This window comes from Candidatus Krumholzibacteriia bacterium, from assembly GCA_030748535.1.
GTDB lineage: Bacteria > Krumholzibacteriota > Krumholzibacteriia > JACNKJ01 > JACNKJ01 > JASMLU01.
This window is the reverse complement of the sequence record JASMLU010000001.1, coordinates 98,617-117,242: the sequence shown is the minus strand read 5'-3', so window position 1 is coordinate 117,242 and position 18,626 is coordinate 98,617. Positions and strand designations below refer to the sequence as shown.

At 55.9% G+C, this 18,626-nt stretch carries 20 protein-coding genes; 1 reads left to right on the top strand and 19 read right to left on the bottom strand.

Annotated elements, in window-relative coordinates; all coding sequences use genetic code 11:
• Window position 1: 1 nt before the first annotated feature.
• From QGH30_00525 to QGH30_00450, 16 genes are read right to left on the bottom strand one after another with little or no spacing between them, the layout of a single operon-like run.
• Window positions 2–1,084: a glycosyltransferase family 9 protein gene (locus QGH30_00525; GenBank protein MDP7020831.1), complete on the bottom strand. Its 1,083-nt coding sequence runs from the start codon at window positions 1,082–1,084 to the stop codon at window positions 2–4.
• Complete coding sequence (gene rfbB, locus QGH30_00520) at window positions 1,081–2,109, bottom strand: dTDP-glucose 4,6-dehydratase (protein ID MDP7020830.1); 1,029 nt, start codon at window positions 2,107–2,109, stop codon at window positions 1,081–1,083. Before rfbB ends, QGH30_00525 begins: the two co-directional genes overlap by 4 nt.
• On the bottom strand, window positions 2,109–2,564 hold the full coding sequence (locus QGH30_00515; protein ID MDP7020829.1) for a dTDP-4-dehydrorhamnose 3,5-epimerase family protein: 456 nt from the start codon (window positions 2,562–2,564) through the stop codon (window positions 2,109–2,111). Before QGH30_00515 ends, rfbB begins: the two co-directional genes overlap by 1 nt.
• Complete coding sequence (locus QGH30_00510) at window positions 2,557–3,285, bottom strand: sugar phosphate nucleotidyltransferase (GenBank protein MDP7020828.1); 729 nt, start codon at window positions 3,283–3,285, stop codon at window positions 2,557–2,559. Before QGH30_00510 ends, QGH30_00515 begins: the two co-directional genes overlap by 8 nt.
• A gap of 7 nt (window positions 3,286–3,292) precedes the next feature.
• Entirely contained in the window at window positions 3,293–4,051 is a 759-nt protein-coding gene (locus QGH30_00505; protein ID MDP7020827.1) for a cupin domain-containing protein, read from the bottom strand.
• Between the two features lie 8 nt (window positions 4,052–4,059).
• Entirely contained in the window at window positions 4,060–5,124 is a 1,065-nt protein-coding gene (gene add / locus QGH30_00500; GenBank protein MDP7020826.1) for an adenosine deaminase, read from the bottom strand.
• Window positions 5,121–5,483: a hypothetical protein gene (locus tag QGH30_00495; protein MDP7020825.1), complete on the bottom strand. Its 363-nt coding sequence runs from the start codon at window positions 5,481–5,483 to the stop codon at window positions 5,121–5,123. Before QGH30_00495 ends, add begins: the two co-directional genes overlap by 4 nt.
• Before the next feature lie 25 nt (window positions 5,484–5,508).
• Window positions 5,509–6,666: an N-acetyl-alpha-D-glucosaminyl L-malate synthase BshA gene (gene bshA / locus QGH30_00490; GenBank protein MDP7020824.1), complete on the bottom strand. Its 1,158-nt coding sequence runs from the start codon at window positions 6,664–6,666 to the stop codon at window positions 5,509–5,511.
• Window positions 6,659–7,369, bottom strand: coding sequence for a bacillithiol biosynthesis deacetylase BshB1 (gene bshB1, locus QGH30_00485; protein ID MDP7020823.1), 711 nt, complete (start codon window positions 7,367–7,369; stop codon window positions 6,659–6,661). The genes bshA and bshB1 overlap by 8 nt, the downstream gene beginning before the upstream one ends.
• Complete coding sequence (gene bshC, locus QGH30_00480) at window positions 7,366–8,490, bottom strand: bacillithiol biosynthesis BshC (GenBank protein ID MDP7020822.1); 1,125 nt, start codon at window positions 8,488–8,490, stop codon at window positions 7,366–7,368. The genes bshB1 and bshC overlap by 4 nt, the downstream gene beginning before the upstream one ends.
• Complete coding sequence (locus tag QGH30_00475; GenBank protein MDP7020821.1) at window positions 8,487–9,257, bottom strand: class I SAM-dependent methyltransferase; 771 nt, start codon at window positions 9,255–9,257, stop codon at window positions 8,487–8,489. The genes bshC and QGH30_00475 overlap by 4 nt, the downstream gene beginning before the upstream one ends.
• Window positions 9,250–10,839 carry an L-aspartate oxidase gene (gene nadB / locus QGH30_00470; GenBank protein MDP7020820.1) on the bottom strand — a complete coding sequence of 530 codons (1,590 nt, stop codon included), beginning with the start codon at window positions 10,837–10,839 and terminating at the stop codon, window positions 9,250–9,252. Before nadB ends, QGH30_00475 begins: the two co-directional genes overlap by 8 nt.
• Before the next feature lie 21 nt (window positions 10,840–10,860).
• A complete protein-coding gene (gene lpxK, locus QGH30_00465) occupies window positions 10,861–11,904 on the bottom strand; it encodes a tetraacyldisaccharide 4'-kinase (GenBank protein ID MDP7020819.1) in 1,044 nt (347 codons plus the stop codon).
• Entirely contained in the window at window positions 11,901–12,620 is a 720-nt protein-coding gene (locus QGH30_00460; GenBank protein MDP7020818.1) for a lysophospholipid acyltransferase family protein, read from the bottom strand. Before QGH30_00460 ends, lpxK begins: the two co-directional genes overlap by 4 nt.
• Window positions 12,617–13,744 carry a lipid-A-disaccharide synthase gene (gene lpxB, locus QGH30_00455; GenBank protein ID MDP7020817.1) on the bottom strand — a complete coding sequence of 376 codons (1,128 nt, stop codon included), beginning with the start codon at window positions 13,742–13,744 and terminating at the stop codon, window positions 12,617–12,619. Before lpxB ends, QGH30_00460 begins: the two co-directional genes overlap by 4 nt.
• Entirely contained in the window at window positions 13,737–14,714 is a 978-nt protein-coding gene (locus QGH30_00450) for a Gfo/Idh/MocA family oxidoreductase (protein ID MDP7020816.1), read from the bottom strand. Before QGH30_00450 ends, lpxB begins: the two co-directional genes overlap by 8 nt.
• Here QGH30_00450 and QGH30_00445 point away from each other — a divergent pair.
• Entirely contained in the window at window positions 14,685–15,458 is a 774-nt protein-coding gene (locus QGH30_00445; GenBank protein MDP7020815.1) for a phenylalanine--tRNA ligase beta subunit-related protein, read from the top strand. The genes QGH30_00450 and QGH30_00445 overlap by 30 nt on opposite strands.
• Here the strand turns inward: QGH30_00445 and lpxA are convergent.
• Genes lpxA through lpxD form a run of 3 tightly spaced genes read right to left on the bottom strand, consistent with a single transcriptional unit; the run spans window position 15,455 to window position 18,618 of the window.
• Window positions 15,455–16,246, bottom strand: coding sequence for an acyl-ACP--UDP-N-acetylglucosamine O-acyltransferase (lpxA, locus tag QGH30_00440; protein MDP7020814.1), 792 nt, complete (start codon window positions 16,244–16,246; stop codon window positions 15,455–15,457). The genes QGH30_00445 and lpxA overlap by 4 nt on opposite strands.
• Window positions 16,247–17,560, bottom strand: a complete 1,314-nt coding sequence (locus QGH30_00435; protein MDP7020813.1) for a bifunctional UDP-3-O-[3-hydroxymyristoyl] N-acetylglucosamine deacetylase/3-hydroxyacyl-ACP dehydratase — start codon at window positions 17,558–17,560, stop codon at window positions 16,247–16,249.
• Window positions 17,557–18,618: a UDP-3-O-(3-hydroxymyristoyl)glucosamine N-acyltransferase gene (lpxD, locus tag QGH30_00430; protein MDP7020812.1), complete on the bottom strand. Its 1,062-nt coding sequence runs from the start codon at window positions 18,616–18,618 to the stop codon at window positions 17,557–17,559. Before lpxD ends, QGH30_00435 begins: the two co-directional genes overlap by 4 nt.
• Window positions 18,619–18,626 lie beyond the last annotated feature (8 nt).

Sequence of the window (18,626 nt, the reverse complement as noted above, 5' to 3'; positions counted from 1 at the left end):
ATCAGCCCTCAACTCCCCGGCCTGCCCTGAGGATTACTTGCACCCTCTCGTCCATCTCCTTCAGGGAGATCTTTTCTCCGGGCCGGCCTCTTAGTACCGAAATCTCAGGTCGGTTCCGTGGCTCCCACTGAGGGCGGTCCGAGTCCGTGAATAGCCCGAGAGCGGGAACACCGAAGGCAGTGGCCGCGTGGAATAGTTCGGTGTTGCCCGCAACAAAAAGGTCGCAGCGAGAAAGGAGTGCGAGGCGTTCCCGTAAACCCAGAGGAGGCATCTCCAGAGCGTCTCCTCTCAGTTTGTCGCGGAATCCGGTCTTCTCACCATGGATCTGGAAAATCAGGGGGCGAGCTTTCAGGGTCTCCGTAAGGTGATTCAAAAGAAAGGCGAGATGACTCTCCACGACCTGGTGTTCCGCAAGCCCCGCTCCGGGATCTACACCGATCAGGAGAACATCTCGGGAAGGCTTCCTGAAGTGAATGAGTTGATCCGCGGCCCGGACTTCATCGGGACGAAAGTGATACCTCCAGTCCAATGCCTCGTAACGGAGTCCAAGAAGTCGCGACAATTCCTGAGCAAAACAGGAACGGTAGCGATCCTTTCCCGTCCAGCGAACCATGCAATTGAGGATTCGCTCCCTTCCCTCAGAGTAGGCTCCCGCGCGTAGCGCTACTCCAGAAGCAAAAGCGACAAGATCCCGGTGGGAATCATCTTCCGTCCCCATCAGAACTACCGCATCGAAAGAACGCTTCTTGACCTCCCGAAGCAGCTTGCGATAGGCCGAGGAGCGAAAACGCAAGGACTCGGGGTCGTAGAGAATGATTCCCTCAATTCCCGGTTCCCTTTTGAGGAAGTCCCCCCACCGTTCTTCGACCATTACCTGCACAGCCACCGAAGGCCATCGCTCCCGGATCTCCTGAATCACCGGCAGAAAGAAGAGGAGGTCAGCAAACTGCCCCGAATCCACGAAGAGAATGCGCTGAACAGATTCCAGACTCCCTTCCAGGCGGAATTCGTGATCCCTGGGAGAGAGACCCAAAACTTTCATCAGAACGCGGAACGCAGGGTTGTCAATGGGAGAAGGGCTCATTCACCCACTCTCCCGTACTGTTCCTCAAAGAAATTGCGGTACTCCCCGCTGAGAATCTTCTCCCACCAGGAGCGGTGGTTCAAGTACCAGTCGATCGTGTCGGAAATGCCTTCCTGAAAAGAGACCTTCGGCTCCCAGGACAATTCTCTGCGTATCTTGCTTGAGTCCATGGCGTAGCGCCGGTCATGGCCGGGGCGGTCCTTCACAAACTCAATGAGATCGTCGCTCTTTCCCAGGTGCGAAAGAATCCTCTGAACGATCTCGATGTTCTCGTACTCCTCATTGGCACCAATGTTATAAACTTGGCCGGGTTCTCCCTTTTCAAGAACCGTTCTCACGGCACGATTGTGATCGTCCACATGGATCCAGTCCCTCACATTCTTCCCGTCGCCGTAGACGGGCAGCTTGTCTCCCTGACTCGCGCGCTGGATCATCAGTGGAATCAATTTCTCGGGGAACTGGTAGGGTCCGTAATTATTGCTGCATCGAGTGACCATCACCGGGAAGTCAAAGGTACGATAGTAGGCAAGACAGAGAAGATCCGCCGAAGCCTTGCTTGCGGAATAGGGACTGGAAGGATCAAGAGGCGTTTCTTCCCGAAAGCTCCCCTCCTCTCCGAGGGAGCCGTAGACTTCGTCGGTGGATACCATGAGGAATCGGCCATGACCGGATTTCCAGAAGTCCCTGGCCGCTTCCAAAAGGCACATGGTTCCCAGAATGTTGCTCTGGACAAAAACCTCCGGGCCCAGAATGCTGCGGTCCACATGTGATTCCGCAGCAAAATGGACCACCTCGTCCACTTCATATTCCAGAAATAAACCCCGGAGCAGTTCCCGGTCGGCCACATCGCCTCTCTGAAAATGATAAGCGGGGTCATCCTTCAGAGTTGCCAGGTTTTCCAGATTGCCGGCATAGGTCAGAAGATCCAGATTCAGGATCTCCCGGTCAGGGCATTCCTTCCTCATCTGAAGGATGAAATTGCTCCCGATGAATCCACATCCACCGGTAACCAGAAGGTGGCTCATCAGCCGTCCTCTCTTGACCAGTCATAGGGGATTTTATCTCCGTGGGGATCTTCCCGGTACTCATCCGGGTTCTCATAGTCGTAGTGTCGATCAGGAACATTGATCACCAGGCTTGGAAAAGTACTGATGCCCTTCCAGCCGTGATAGACTCCCTTGGGAATCCGTACGAGCTGGGGGTTGCGGTCTCCAATAAAAAGCACCTGCGTTTTCCCCTTTGTGGGGCTGCCCTCCCGGTCGTCATGCATGACAAGCTTGATCATCCCGGAGACACAAACCGCATGATCCGTTTGCTCGCGATGATAGTGCCAAGCCTTCACCACCCCGGGCTCAACGGCCGAGACATAAGTTTGGCCGAAGCGGTCGAAAAACTCGTCATCATCTCGCAAGATCTCCATCAGGTAACCACGCTCGTCGGCAATACGCTTCAAGTCCTTGATTATGACACCGTCAATCATTCTCTTCCCCTCTTTCTGAAAAGAGCAGTTCCTGAGCCTGCCGATAAGACTCGAAGGTTCCCGCATCGGTCCACCAGCCCTTAAAATAGCCGTAACTCAATTCCCCGGACTGGATGTAGGCGTTATTCACATCAGATACTTCCAATTCCCCCCGGGATGAAGGTCGCAGCGTGCGGATAATTTCAAAGACCCGCGCATCGAAAAAATAGATCCCGCAGACCGCAAAGGAACTCTTGGGCTCTGAAGGCTTTTCCTCAATACCCACGACCCGGTCACCCTCCAGTTCTGCTACGCCGAAACGGCAGGGATCCGGAACTTCCTTCAGGAGAATCCTCGCACCCGAAGACTGGCCATGAAATGCGTTCACAGAGGGCTGAAGTGAGTCTTCGAATATGTTGTCGCCAAGAATCACACACATCGACTCTCCATGGCAGAAATTCTCGGCCAGCGAAAGCGCCTGGGCTATCCCTCCCGCTTCATCCTGCACGCGGTAGGTCAATTGACAGGACTCGGCAGTTCCGCTGCCAAGGAGCGCAACGACATCGCCCATATGTTCGGTTCCCGTGACAATCAGGATCTCTTCAATCCCTGCCTCCACCATCTTTCGCAGGGGATGGAGGATCATCGGAATAGTCCCCACAGGAAGCAGATGTTTGTTCGTGACCTTTGTCAGGGGGAATAGCCTGCTGCCGGTTCCTCCTGCCAGGATGATTCCCTTCATGAGACACCTATCGTTTGCGGTAGAGGATCTTCTCTTCCAGTTCCAGAATTCGCAAGGAGTCCGCTTCCATTTCCACCAGGATCTCCTCGGGGATGATACTGACCCGCAGGGAGTCGGATAATGCAGGACTTTGCCAGACCAGAGCAACAGTGGGAGCACCACTGACATTTCGTAATGCGTGAATCGATGAGGCCGGTACCTGGAACATCATCCCCGGGGAGTAGTTCTGTTCCTGACCTTCCAATAGCAGGGTGCCCCAGCCTCTCCAGATGTAATACCAGAGATCACTATAGGGACAGAAGTACTCCCAAGCCTCTTCCTTCACCTGCAAAAGAGAAAGAGAAAGGGTGGAGTCCACAGAAAAGAGGGAAGTCCACGATTCCGTTTCATCCTCTTCCAGCATGGTGGAACGAAGAATATCCTGAAGCTGAAGCGACTGAAAGTCCAGAATTCGGGGAGGAAAGAGAGGCCAGGATTCTCCTGAAACCAGAGAATCGACCATGTGGTCTTCCGGGGATCCGTCCTGTCCTGATGTCGGGTCTCCCAAGAGAAGGGAATCGACCCAACTGAGAGTAGGAAAGCCGGTCAGGGGATCTCCCGGCCTTTCCTCTGTATTCCCGGAGGGAACCTCCTCGAGGCTGAAGAGATCCATTTCATCCTGCGTCAGAAACCTGGCTTCCAGTGAGTCCGCTTCCTGGGCGATCTGCGCAGAGCCGGAAACAGCCCCGACCAGAATGAAACAGAGAAGAAGGACCCGGTACTTCACTATCCCTCCTAGAGCAAATCCGAGTAAGAATGTGCCGGAGGCGCACCCTTCTCATCCAATTCCCGGACGACCTCTCGCACCAATTCGGCTTTCCGGGAGTGCGGGAGGAAGGAACTCTTGAATCCATTGAGAATGATCGTATTGATTTGCTCCACGCTGAGAGAAAAAGTCTCTGCAGCGAGTGCAAACTCGCCCGTCACCGAAGTCCCGGAAATCAGGCGATTGTCCGTATTCAAGGTGACCCTCAAGTCAAGGTCAAGATATTTCCGGAAGGGATGATCCTGAATGTCTGACACCGCACCCGTGTGCAGGTTGCTGCTCAAACACATCTCCAGGGCAATCCTGTGGTCATTGACATAGTTCATCAGGCTCTCGTCTTCCCAGAGCCTGACCCCGTGCCCGATCCGATGGGTGCCGCAGTAATGCAGAGCCTGTGCAATGCTCTCCGGCCCGAAGGCCTCTCCCGCATGAAGTGTTGAATTGAGATTGTGATTCAGAACAAAGTAGAAAGCGTCCAGATGCTTCTTGGCGGGATAGTCCTTCTCTGCTCCTGCGAGATCAAAAGCCACAATTCCGCGATCCCGGTATCGAAGAGTCGCTCTTGCCAATTCAAGAGAACCCTCCGGAGGCATGTTTCGAATGCCGCAGAGAATCTGACCTGCGATGATCCCGGTCTCTTCCGTGGCACGCTGCAGCCCCTGGGCGACGGCATCAATGATACCTTCAAAGGAAAGTCCCTTTTTCCGATGAAGCAGCGGGCTGTAGCGGACTTCAATCAGACGGACATTTTCTTCCGCTGCATCCATGGCCAATTCATAGGAACAGCGCTCCAGGGAATCGGCATCCTGAAGAACCGGTAGGGTATAGTCGAAAGCCTGAAGATAGCGAACCAGACTTTTTTCGCCCTTTCCCATGCGAATCAGGTCCAGAACCTCCTCTTCCGTGGACGCGGGCAGGTCGCTTCCCAGTTTATCGGAAAGTTCCAGAAGTGTGGCAGGTCTCAGGGAACCATCCAGGTGAACATGCAGATCTGTCTTTGGAAGGCTGTGCAGCCAATCCCGGTCACGGTTCATTCCTTCTCCTTCAGGTAAATCTCTTCGCGATTGTGGGAGAAATACTCTTCCTCATAATAGCGCTGATAATGCTGTGGCGTGGCGAAATCTTCCAGTTTATCTTCGCTCATTTTGCTGAGAATGCCCTGATCCACCAGCTCAAACACCATCTCCCCGAAATCGTTCCCCTCGTGGATGTTCCACTCGTCAAAGACCATGAAAGCAAGGGGGCCAAAGAGCTCCCGTGCCCGTAGTCGGATCCCGAGAAGGAGTTCCTGCCCGGAGACATGGCCATCTGTGGACAGGTGTTTTCTTGTATTCTCAAGGGCATCCAGAAGAAAGCGGTAAGCTCCCGGGGGATGTCCAGTGGTCGAGTGCATCCAGTTTCCTCCCTAAGGGAGGAGACTAGGCGAAGTTGCGAGGATTGTCAAAGCCAGGAACAAGGGAAAGGAAGAGATCTTCATATTGCTTGACGACTCTCTCCAGAGAGAAATTTCGCTTTGCGTGATCCCGGGCGCGAGCGCCCATCTCCCGGGACTCCAGCGGCGAAGACAGAAGCCGGCCTGCCGTTTTGACCCAAAGATCCAGGTCCTCCGGATCCAGAAGACAGCCATTATCCCCATGATGGAGAAACTCAGCCGTCCCCCCCTGATTTGTCAGGAGACAGGGAACTCCGCAACTCATGGCTTCCAGAGCGGCAAGACCAAAAGACTCATACTCACTGGGCTGGAGAAAGAGATCGGCAAGCGGGAAAATCGTCTCCATGTCCTCACAGGCTCCCAGGAAATGCACACGGTCTTCAAGATTCCTTTCCCTGGCCATCCTGCGGACAGTACTCAAGTCCGGACCGTCCCCTGCCAAAAGCAAAATCGACTGATCCCTCATTGCAAGTTTGTCAAAAATCTCCAACACAAAGGGAACCCGTTTGACAGGGCGGAAATTCGAAGCATGAAGAATGATCTTCTCCTCCGCTCTGGCATATTTGCTGCGAAGATCCTGATTCTCTCGGGGAGAGAATCGATCTGAATCCACGAAATTCGGAATTACCTTTACCTCTTTCTTCGCCTCAAATATCCGATCCGTTTCCTTGCTGAGATATTCGCTCACGGAGGTGACCGCATCACTTTGCTCAATACAGTGACGCGTAATGCGATGATAGCTGGGATGGCTTCCAACGAGGGTTATGTCCGTACCATGCAGAGTTGTCACTACCGGAACCGGCCAACTCCCCATGTCCCGTGCCAGGATTGCACTTGCAGCATGGGGAATTGCGTAATGGACATGAAGAAGATCCAGATCGTGGAAGCTGACTACCTGATGCATCTTCACGGCCAGGGCGAGAGTGTAGGGCGGGTAGTCAAAGAGCGGGTAGTCGGCAGTTTCAACACGGTGAAGCAGGATGTTGTCACTTTCGGTCAGGCGGAAGGGAGTGGAGGAACTGATGAAGTGAATCTCATGGCCGCGTGCAGCCAGAGCCATTCCGAGTTCCGTGGCCACAATGCCGCTTCCCCCCGCCTTGTGGTAGCAGGTAACCCCGATCTTTAATTTCTTGTCCTCAGTCATTTACAGCCTCCGGCACAAGAGCGTGTAACTGATCAATGCGAAGGGGAGAGGCAAGTCGAAAGGGCTCTGCCACCTTGCAGTGGGCAAGCCCGCCATAATACTGATCCCTTGCAGTCAGCCAGACAAGGAACTGCTCCTCATTGATCAGGGTCTTCCCGGATTCCGGACCCTGACTGAACTGACTCTTGTAGGCCAGGATTGCACCTTGCTTCTTCTCAAACCACTCATCGATGGGCACGAGGATGTGCGGCGCAAATGGAATCCGCTCCATGGCTTCCAGAATCGTCACAGGCCGATGCGCCTCTCCGGGCGCAGGAAATCGGGGAAGGCCAGCATCAAAGGAAACACGATGCAAGAGCTCATGGGCTTCGCGATGATCTGGATGTCGATTTTCCCGGCAGGGGATGATCAAGAGATCCGGACGAATCTCGCGCATGATCTCCACCACAGTGGCCCGTTGAGTGGAGTCTCGTGAATCGAGTCCCCCGTCGGGAAGACCGGCTTGAAAACGATGAGCGCCCAGGGTTTCTGCAGCCTCGGCAGCTTCCTTTGCCCGACTCTCCGGATCCCCGTTGCTCGCTCTTTCTCCCCGGGTCAAATCCAGGATATATGTCTCATGACCTGCGGCAAAGGCTCCTGCGAGGGTTCCCCCACAGGACAGTTCAACATCATCGGGATGAGCGGCGCAGGCCAGAATTCTCATGACTCCTCCTTGCTTCTTAGAAGATAGCGGTTCTCCCTGAGATCTTCCAGGTGCAGGGAAGCCTGCTCAAGCAAGTCCCTGCGAACTTGATCAGGCCTTGCATGAGGATCGAAGAGAGGACTGCTGTCGCGAGGCTCACCTGATCGGAGATTCCACTGAAGCCGCGGCCAGGGTTGTGGAAAATGGCAGCCCAGAAGGGAAAATGAATCCCGCAGTTGGCGGTGATACTCCCACTCCGAGGGTCCGAGTACTACCTCCCGGACGGGAAGAACGAAATCCTGCAGCAGGGGTCTAAGCGATACGTTCGGCGAAAGGCGAGGAGTTTTCTCCCGGAGACGTTCCCGGAGGACATTCTCGTAATCTGCCGGTTCCGGAAGAGATCGACGGTCTCGAGAGAGCAGGTAGAGAGCCCTTTCCCCCACTCCCCGTCGAAGAGGGCGACTTCCGGACTCCTTCTCAAGGGAGTCTCCGTCCCGGTCCACTTGTCCGGCAAACCGCTCCCTGCTTTCGAGATAGTTCTCATAGAGCTGCTTCCCGGCCTCTGCCAATGCCGGGCTCCGGGCATCGAGAACCAGTAAGCCGTCCTCTGCATAGAAGCGTGCGAGGGTTCGGGCGTGAAGATCTCCGAGCTCGCTGGAGGCAAGGTCATGGTATTCAGGGGGAAGATACGCCAGAATCTCCTGCAGGCAGCCCTCGACTGCTAGTCTTCCCACCTGTTGGTTCTTTCGATGCAAGGAGACTGGCAGTGAGAAACGAAGAGGAGGGCGAGAAGCGCGCAAATAGTTCTGCGAGGACGCTTCCTCGAAGTCGCTATCGTCGCTTCCGTTCCAGAAGAGGGGAACTAGTCGCCCCTTTCCGCAATGCCTTTCCGCAATGGCAACCGTTGTGGCCGCCTTGGCCAATGTCAGGCCCAGTGGCATGGGGAAGGAGGGTTGTTGCCCGGTGACCACAAGGGAGGCCTTCCCTTCGGCAAGAAGCTTCAGATTCTCGCTTGCTCTAGGGCCGCTTACATACTTCTCCATTGCCTGTAGAAGACCCGCCGAAGGAGCAAAGATGCGAAAAGGCGAGGCTCCGGCCTCCAGCGCCTTCGGCATCGGCAACTCGGATACATGCCGGTTCATCGAGGAACTCTTTGAAAGAGTAAAATCAGTCGAGGACTTTTCCCTTCTTCCCAGGGATCGCCAAGATAAGTTCCCCACTCTTGCACGAGAGTCAAACCCGACTCCTCGGCAGCATCCCGTATTTCTGAGCGGGAATACAAGCGCACGCTCTCCTCATATTCCAGTTTTTCCTCCAAAGTTACCCGATCCAGAATCCTCACCTTCTTGTGAACCCGCCCCTTTTCGATTCTACGGGATTCCAGGGCACGGAAGTGTTCTCCCTCCCTCTCACTCTCTGCCTGGATTTGCAGACTTCCTCGATTGAGAAAATCCAGCAGATAGTGTCCCCCATCCTCCAGAACCCGGGCGACCTCATGAAGTACGCTCCAGTTTTCCCGGTCGCTCTGAAAGTATGCGAAACTCGTGAACATGCAGAGCACAAGAGAAAAGGTCTCATCCTGCAGAGGAAGCTTGCGCATGTCGGCACGGAGGAGAGACAGGTCCCGGGGTAGATTCTTCTGCGCTTCTTCAAGAAGCGGCCGGGAGAGATCCAAGCCAAGTGGCTTTGCCCCCCGCCGACGAAGCTGCCGCAAGTGCCGCCCCCCACCACAGGCCAGGTCCAGAACTCGGAGTCCCTTCAGTGGCAGGCCAGCAAGAGTCAGGAGTTTGAGGGCCTGCTCGGCCTCTCTCTCATTTCGATGGGCATAGAGTTCCAGATAGTGAGCGCCGAAACCGTCAATATACCAGGGCTTCTTTACTGAACGATTCGCCCCGGAGTCCTCAGGCATGAAGGATTTCCTGTTCCAGACAGGTGGGGCTGGCCAGATCACTGCGGGTCTCCGGATGATCCAGATTGAAGTGCAGTCCCCGGCTCTCCTTTCTCAGGAGTGCCGAACGGATGATCAGTTCCGCTAGAAGTGCGATGTTGCGGAGTTCGATAATCTCGCTGCAAATGGAGTAACGCCAGTAGAACTTCTCCACAGTTTCCCGCACATGGCGAAGCCGGTCGCGGGCCAGAAGCAGCCTCTCGTCGCTTCGCACGATCCCGACATAGTCCATCATCATGCGCCGAACCAGATCCCAGTCATGGTCGAGAACCACTGCCTCCCGGTAGTCGCGGGTATTTGCGGAGCTCCAGGGCTCCACTTCCGGGATTTCCCCGGAGGGATCAAAGTTCGCACTGAGGGCTTCACTTGCCTCATGCGCAAAGACCAGCGCCTCCAGAAGGGAGTTGCTGGCCAGTCGATTGGCACCATGGACCCCCGTACAACTGACTTCCCCGATGGCGAGAAGTCGAGGCAGGCTGCTTTGCCCCTGGCCGTCCACCTCCACCCCTCCGCAAAAGTAGTGCGCCGCGGGAACCACGGGAATCGACCGCTCCCGGGGATCCATCCCCAGTCTCTGCAAAGCCGCATAGATGGAAGGGAAGCGCTCAGGGATTCTCTCCTTGCCGATCGGTGAAAAGTCCAGGAGAGCAAACTTGTCGCCGCGGCGTTTCATTTCCTGATCAATTGCCCGAGCCACGATGTCACGGGGAGCCAGTTCCCGTTGCATGGTGTATCGCTCCATGAAGGCCTCTCCGTCGAGGTTTCGAAGGATGGCACCCTCTCCTCGAACGGCCTCGCTGATGAGTTGCGTTCTCACCTTCCTGTGATAGAGACAGGTGGGATGAAACTGAACGAATTCCATGTTTGCAATCCGTGCGCCGGCTCGATAAGCCATGGCCACACCGTCGCCCGTCGCCACATCCGGGTTGCTCGTATATGCATAGACCTTGCCTGCGCCTCCGGTAGCAAGAATGGTCCATCGCGCGGCCACGCTCAGGATGCTCCTCTTCTTTCGATCCATCAGATAGGCACCGTAAACCCTGCCTTCCTCGCCTCCCTTTTTCAGATGACGATGAGTGGCAAGATTGACTGCCATGTGGTCTTCCAGAAGCTGGATCGAAGGCTCGGCAGCGACCCTCTCCAAAAGCACCCTTTCCAGTTCGCGACCGGTGAAGTCTGCGACATGAAGGACCCTGCGGAAGGAATGCCCCCCCTCCTGCCCAAGTGCCAGTTCCTCGCCTTCCTTGCTGAAGGGCACTCCCCAGTCGAGAAGTTCCCGGATTCTCTCCGGGCCGCTTTCTACCATGTGACGAACCCGAGACCGGTCACAAAGACCTGCACCCGCCCGGAGTGTGTCTTCCTCATGGGATTCAGGACTGTCGTCTCGGGAGGTCACGGCAGCGATGCCGCCCTGGGCTCTGCGGGTGTTGCTCTCCGGAGCCTCTGATTTCGTCACCAGAAGGACCTTGCCCATCCTGCTGGCTTTCAGTGCAAAGGAAAGCCCGGCAACGCCGCTCCCAATCACAAGGAAGTCTATTTTCATGGAGTAACTCATAGGGAAAGTCTAATCAAGCTTCCCTCCGCTTTCAACGGGGAAACCAAGGGCATCTCGAATCCAGGAAAGGAAAACTCCGGGTTCCCGCCATTCGATCTGATGGTCCAGAATCCAGGGTTCCTGAACATCAAAGAGTGGATCGTCGGTCCAACGACAGGCATCTTTCGCGGTAATGACAAGCTGGGAGCCAGAAAAACGCGACAGCAGATTCAGGCACTGCTCCCGGAAGCGCGGAGTCATCGGCGCGTGATCAGGGAAGCGAAGAGAGGCCTTCAGAGTCCCGAGACCGGCAAGATTCTCTTCAAAAGACTCCGGGCGAGCGATGCCTGACAAGGCAATCAAACCGGAGTCTGATGGCTTTCGGGAAGAGCCGTCCAAAGCAAGGAGCCCTGCCGAAAGAACTCCTGTTCGAAATACCGGGCGTTCAGGGAGATTCTCTGGCAGAGGCACATCTTCCGGAACTACGAAGGCATCAGCCCTGCGAAGAGCAAAACCCGGGGCTTCCCTCAGATCTCCCGCAGGGAGAACCTGAGAGAAGGACAGAGGTGTTCTTCCAGAGAGGAGAAGCAGGTTGAGATCCCGCGCGAGTCTCCGGTGCTGGAAACCGTCATCAAGCAGGATCAGATCTGATTCTTCCGGCTTGTCCAGCAGTTCAACTCCCTTCCACTTGGGCCTTGCCGCAACAAGCGGGCACTCGGGAAGGGAACGGGAGAGGAGAAGAGCCTCATCCGCGGCCTGGTTTCTGAAACCGGGCTCGCGAGAGTGAAAGACTGCCTTCCCCCGTCTCCCGGGCAAACCGGTCAAGACGGCGGGACGAATCCCTGATTCCTGTAACAATTTGGCAAGAGCGAGAACCGCCGGAGTCTTTCCCGTACCCCCGGCTTCCAGATTACCCAGTGAAATCAGGGGAAGGAGAGGATCCCGTCGAATCCCCGCCAACTGAACTCTACAATGGAACTCCGCAATCAGCGCATAGGGAAGAGTCAGGGGCACAAGCATTTTCCGGTTTGCGGATCTGCGGTAACCTCGAAGATCGTGCACTTCCCATGTCATTCCGATTCCTCCGGTGGAATCGTCTCATGCCCAAAGCTGAGATCCAGTCGGTCGGTGAGAAGTTGAACTTCCTCTTCCAGCTTTCTTCGGATTTCCTCTCGAGCCAGGTCATCAGAGTTGCGGGGAACCCAGACAGGGTTCCCATAGGCAAGCCGCACCTTGGCGAATGGCAGAGGAAGCAGGGTGCGGTCCCAGGTGGACAGTGTGTGAACTCGGGAAGCGGAAGCAGCGAGCGGAAGAATCGGGGAGCCACTAAGGGCGGCAAGTGAGATCACTCCTCCCTTCAATCTCCCGCGAGGGCCTCGCGGCCCATCGACACTGAGGGCGGCATCGTTTCCTCTTCGGCACTGACGGGCCATCTGACGCAGGCCGGCTGCGCCTCCCTGACTACTGGAGCCGAGGACTTTCTGCATCCCCATCTTCCCAAGGATGGAACTCATCAAGCGCCCATCCCGACTACTGCTCGAGAGAACCTGAATCGCACGATCCCGGTGTGTATAGGCAAGGAGCAACATGCGGTTGTGCCAGAATGCAAAGATCAGGGACTTGGAGGGGCTCTGTTTTCGAATCTCTTCCAGTTCCTCCGGAAGTTCTTCCATGACACGCCAACTCTTCCCGTAGGCACGAAGAAAGGCGGCAAGAATACCCGCATTCCGGTCTATGCCCTGAAGCTGTTTCTCGCCAAGGCCACGGGAATCTCTTTTCCAATGGCTCATGATTCCTCCAGCAGGCGCAGAACCATGGAAGCGACTTCCTGCGCCGGATCCCGGCCACCGAGACCCTCCGCGATGAGCCGAAACCCCTCTCTTTGACGGGAAGCGGCGTCTGGCAGATCAAGGAGCGATTCCATGTCTGCAAGCAGATTCTCCGGACTGGCATCCCCCTGCACCCGCTCCGGAACCAGTTTCTCCTCCGCAAGCAAATTCACCAGAGAAATCGAGTCTAGTTTTACCAGGCGACTTGCCAGAAAGTAGCTTAGCGCACCCGTCCGATACACGACCACCATGGGCAGCCCCGCCAATGCGGTTTCCAGAGTAGCTGTTCCGCTACTGACCCAGGCAGCATCCATGTCCTGAAGAAACTCACGAGAACCAGTTCTGTGACGATGCACTGTGAGCGTGGAAGATTTCAGGGCAGTCTCGTAGAGCAAGGGAGAAAGGCTGGAGGCCTCCAGAAGATGAAAAGAGCAATCCTCTCGCCTCTGGGACAGGTTCTCCGCAGCCTTCAGAAAGAGAGGAAGGTGCCTGCGGATCTCCTGCTTCCTGCTTCCCGGAAGCAGAGCGATGCGAAGTGCCTGCCCCACCGGCTCTCGATCTCGAGGCCCGGGATTCCAGTGGCTGGCCAAAGGATGTCCCACAAAGCGTGCTTCCATCCCTCTTTCCCGAAACCAGTCTTCCTCGAAAGGGAGGATCACGGCAAGAGCGGAGAGATCGCGTTTCATGGACTTCAGACGGTTTTCCTTCCAGGCCCATACCTGGGGCGCAATGAAATACAGGGCAGGAACTCCCGACTGCCTTGCGATGCGGCAAAGTGGCAGATTGAAGGCGGGGGCATCCACGGGGAGGAAAAGATCATAAGTGCCCGAGCGGATCCTCTCTGCCATCTTCCTCCGAAGAGAAAGAAGCCTCGGGGCCCTCAGAAGGACTTCCTGGAATCCCATGACGGCAAGCTCTTCCGATGAATAGAGAATCTGCGCGCCCGCCTCTTTCATTGCAGGGCCACCAATGGCGTCGAGTTTCCAGCGGGGGTGCTGACGGAGGATTTCCCGAATGAGGGGAGCCGTGGCCTGATCTCCACTGGCCTCTCCCGCAAGCAAGAGAATTCTCCTTTCCTCAGGCACCTGCTCTCACCTCTTGGAGAATCCTTTCCGCCACACGCAGGGCCCGGAGTCCTGCCTTTGCATCTACCGGACAGGGACCTCCGTTGCGGATGGATTCAAGAAAGGCTTCCAACTCAAGGCGAAGAGGCTCCGCCGGCGTTGGCACGAGGGTCTCCGCATGAACAAGTTCTTCCGGATTGAGGTTCGCCATCAGGTCGGGGGCAAGAAGAGCTGCCGCAACTTTCTCATGAAATCCCTCAACTTTGGCCACTCTTTCCATCCTTCCTTCCATCAGGTCGAGAGACAGGTAGGAGTCCGCCTGAAAGAAGCGCAGCTTCCTCTCCCGCTTCCTGCTGATCCGGCTGGCTGTCAGATTTGCCACACAGCCGCCACGGAAACGAAGTCGGACATTTGCGATGTCTATGTCACCGGTCAATACGGAGACACCGCTCGCATCGATGCTCTCGGGTTCCTCATCCAGAATCATACAGAGAAGGTCGATGTCGTGGATCATCAGGTCAAGGACCACGGGCACATCGATGCCGCGGTTCACAAAAGTGGAAAGCCGATGGCTCTCCACAAAGCCGGGCTGGGAGATGTATTTCATTGCCTCGATCATCACCGGATTGAATCTCTCCACATGGCCAACCATAAGCTGCCGGCCCGACTCGGAGGCGGCGCGAACCATATCCTCCGCCTCAGCGACAGAACGTGCCATCGGTTTCTCCACGAGAATGTGACAGGAGGATTCAAGTGCCTCAAGGGCAAGCTCATGATGGGCAAAGGTCGGTACACAGAGGCTCAGGGCATCACAGTTCCTTGCAAGCTCCCCCAGGCTTTCAAAGGCAAGGCAGCCTCTTTCCTCGGCTACCGCCGAAGCGACAAGAGGGTCGCTGTCCTGTACCCCCACAAGATCGACTCCCGGAATCTCGGAGTAGATCCTTGCGTGTATTTTGCCAAGATGACCGGTACCGACAACTCCCACTTTCATGGCGGCCTCCTTCTTGTGAGCAGGGTAACGCGGGGAACGCCCCTGTCAACGCCCTTTCCAATCTGGCTCAATTCCTCTACACTCGCCATCATGATCCAGATCAATAACCTGGCTCCGCTGGCCCTTCGAATCCATGCTGTTGTCTTTCAAGTTCCGAGGCATCGGGAAGACCCGCTCTTTCACGAGCACCTGAATCAGGTCTGCCGCAGCATGCGCAGTCGCTACGAAGGAAAACCGCCCTCAGAAATCCCCTGCCTCGCCCCTGCCCGGGAGATGTACCGGGCTGCCGGGGTGGATCCAACCCGCTACCGCCCTTCCAGCGAGGCCTTGCTGAGGAGAGTTCTTCAGGGCAAAGAGCTTTACCGCCTCAGCCCTCTGGTGGACACGGGGAACCTCTTCTCTCTCGAGCATTCCATCTCCATCGGATTATATGATTCCCGTTTTCTTGAAGGAACCATCGCCCTGAGAATGGGAGAGAAGGGTGAATTCTTCCCGGGGATCCGGAAATCGGAGATCCACGTTCAAGGCAAGATCTGTCTGGTTGATGAAGTCGGCCCCTTCGGGTCTCCCAGTTCCGACTCCTGGAGAACCCGCATCCGCGAGGATTCCCGGGACATTCTCGTAATTCTCTATGCTCCGAGATCCTGGACACGGGAAATGCTGGAGGAAAAAGCAGCGATTCTCTGTTCGGAATTCCAGCACTGGTGCGCGGCAGAAGAGTGTCGCCAATTTGCCGTGGACTAGCGGGTAATGCCCCGCTCACTCTTGAGGATGAAGTCCAGAAAACGAAGAGCATGAGTATCCTTGATCTCTTCGGAATCCAGTTTGTCCATCGCCTGTGAGAGATTCAGATCCTGCCGATAGACAACTCGGTAGACTTTCTTCAGTTCCTCCAGGCTGTCCATAGGGAAATTCCTTCGCTGAAGACCCACAAGGTTCAGTCCGGCCACACGAGGAGGGCTCCCGGCGACCCGAAGATAGGGAGGGACGTCCTGGGCAACCCGGCTTCCCCCGCCAACAAAGGCGTGAGCCCCGATCTTGACGAACTGGTGCACCGGAGTCATCCCCCCAAGAATGGCAAACTCCTCCACTTCCACATGCCCGGCCAATTGAACCGCATTGGCAATGATCACCTGATCGGCAATTCGGCAATTGTGTGCGACGTGTACGTAGGCCATGAACATGTTTTCATCCCCGATCCGGGTCTCTTCCCCTTCCCCCGTTCCGGGATTCATGGTGACATATTCACGAATCGTATTGCCCGAGCCAATCGTGAGAAAAGACTCTTCACCCCGAAATTTGAGATCCTGGGGAGGGCTGCCAAGAACTGCTCCCTGAAACACCCTGTTCGCTGAGCCCATGCGGACGCAGGACTCAATGCGAACATGGCTTCCAATCATGGAGCCAGCTCCAATCTCGGCATTCGCCTCAATGATGGAGTAGGGACCAACACGGACACCCTCCCCCAGGCTTGCATCCTTGTGGACCAAGGCTGTGGGGTGAATTCCGGGTTCCCTATTCATCACTGACATCTATCTCTCCACCACGCGGGCCATTAGTTCCGCTTCGGCGACCAGTTCTCCGTCAACAAAAGCTTCGCCGCGCATCTTGCAACCCATCTTGCTCAGTCGCAGCATTTCCATTTCGAAACGGATCTGGTCCCCGGGAAGCACAGGACGACGAAAGCGTGCCTTGTCAATGCCCATGAAATAAACCAGTTTCCCCTGATGGTTATCCACCGTGGAAAGCAGAAGCATCCCGCCAGTTTGAGCCATGGCTTCCAGAATCAAAACCGCGGGGAAAATCGGATGCTCCGGAAAGTGACCTGCAAAGTAGGGCTCGTTGATGGTAACATTCTTGATCCCCACGGCTCTCTTACCGTCCTCCATTTCCAGAAGTCGGTCCACAAGAAGGAAGGGATAGCGATGCGGCATGATCTTCATGATGTCGTGGATATTCCACTCAGTCGGGCTCTTGCCGGGAATGGCGTTTTCCTGTCTCTTCATGGCCTCCGAAAGCATGCCGACAAACTTCACATTGGATGAATGCCCACTACAGTGGCTGATGATGTGCCCTCGAATCGGGCGTCCGAGAAGGGCGAGATCTCCGATCAGATCCAGAATCTTGTGACGAACGAATTCATTGGGCCAGCGCAGGGGCTCCTCATTCAGGATTCCGTCCTCGCCGACCACAATGGAATTCTCGAGAGTGCCGCCCTTGATCAAGCCTTTTTCCCGGAGAAGCTCGACATCCTCCATGAGAGCAAAGGTACGGGCAGAGGACAATTCATGTTCAAAGGTCTCTGGATTGATATCAAAAGAAGCGTACTGGGTTCCGAGATTCGGATGGGGGTACTTGATCGTGAAGCTGACGCGGAAGCCCTCGTAGGGAAGGGCCAGAAGTTCCACATCGTCCTCGACAAGGCTGATCGGCTGTTTCACCTCATAGGTTCTCGCCGGAACTCCCTGACCGACAATCCCCGCCTCCTGAAGTGCCTTCAGATACTCCTTGCAACCTCCTGTCACAGGTTCCGCAGGTTCATTGGAGTCAATCTCGATCAGGCAATTGTCCACCCCAAGCCCGACAAGGCTGGCAAGAACATGCTCCACGGTATGAATCCTCTCCTCACCGTCCTTGAGAGTCGTGTTCCGCATGTCATCGGTCAATTCCAGAGCATTCTCGTAGCTGGCTTCAATCTCGTGAGGCTGGTCGAGATCGCTTCGAAGGAAACGGATTCCCGTATTCACTTCTGCGGGCCTGAATATCATGCGAACCGTGTTGCCGGTATGCAGCCCGATCCCCTCGAAGGGGACTTCTCTTGACAGGGTTCTCTGTTGGCGTATCACAGGGATCCTTCCCCTTCCGACTCTTTCTTCTTCATCGCTTCGAGAGAACGCTCCAGTGAACGGATTCTCTTGAGGAGGCCCGGCAAACGGGCAAGCGCTGCCTGCTGGCGAAGTGCTTCTTCATGGTTTCTTGCGGGGTAGCCGGAGACACACTCTCCCTCCGGAACAGACTTCGTGACTCCGGCCTGGGCTGCGATGGTTGCCCTGTCGCCAATCTGAATATGGCCCACCAGACCCGCCTGCCCCGCCACCGTCACATGGCTTCCGACTTCCGCACTGCCGGAGATGCCCGCCTGAGCGACAATGACACTGTGAGCTCCGATTTGAACGTTGTGGGCAATCTGGACAAGGTTGTCGATCCGGCTAAACTCCCCGATCCGGGTTGCTCCGGTCGTTGCCCGGTCGATGGTCACATTCGCCCCAATCTCAACATCGTTGCCCACTTCCACAATTCCGATCTGCGGGATTTTCCGATGGGCTTGCCCGTCCCATGCGTATCCGAAGCCATCAGAACCGATGACCGTACCGGAATGGATGCTCACCCGTTCTCCGATCTTTACTTCTTCCCGAAGAACCACATTGGGGAAAAGAACGCAGTCGTCACCGATTTCGACCGAGTGCAAGACACGAACTCCCGGCATCAGAACCACGCGGTTCCCGATGCGACAGTCCGGCCCCAGGGAAACTCCTGGCGAGACATGAACATCCGTCCCCAGCTTTGCAGAAGGATGGACGGAAGCAGCCTCGTCCAGTCCCGGAGGAAACTGCTCCAGAAGACAGGGCGCAAAGATCTTCAGAGCGAGAAGCCAGATCAGATAGGGCTTGTCCGATCGCAGGGCGGGCCGCCCATGGGCATCGGCTTCGTCTGAAAGAACCAGAGCAGAGGCCAGCGTCGAATTGATGAAACGGAGATAGCGACTGTTTGAGACAAAGGAAAGATCTCCTTCCTTCGCCTCCCGGATCCCGGCTACCCCGGAAATCCTGAGCGAGGGATCGCCCTCAAAACGGACCCCCAGCTTTCCTGCCAGTTCTTCCAGAGTGAAGCTCAGACCTTCCATTTCTCTTC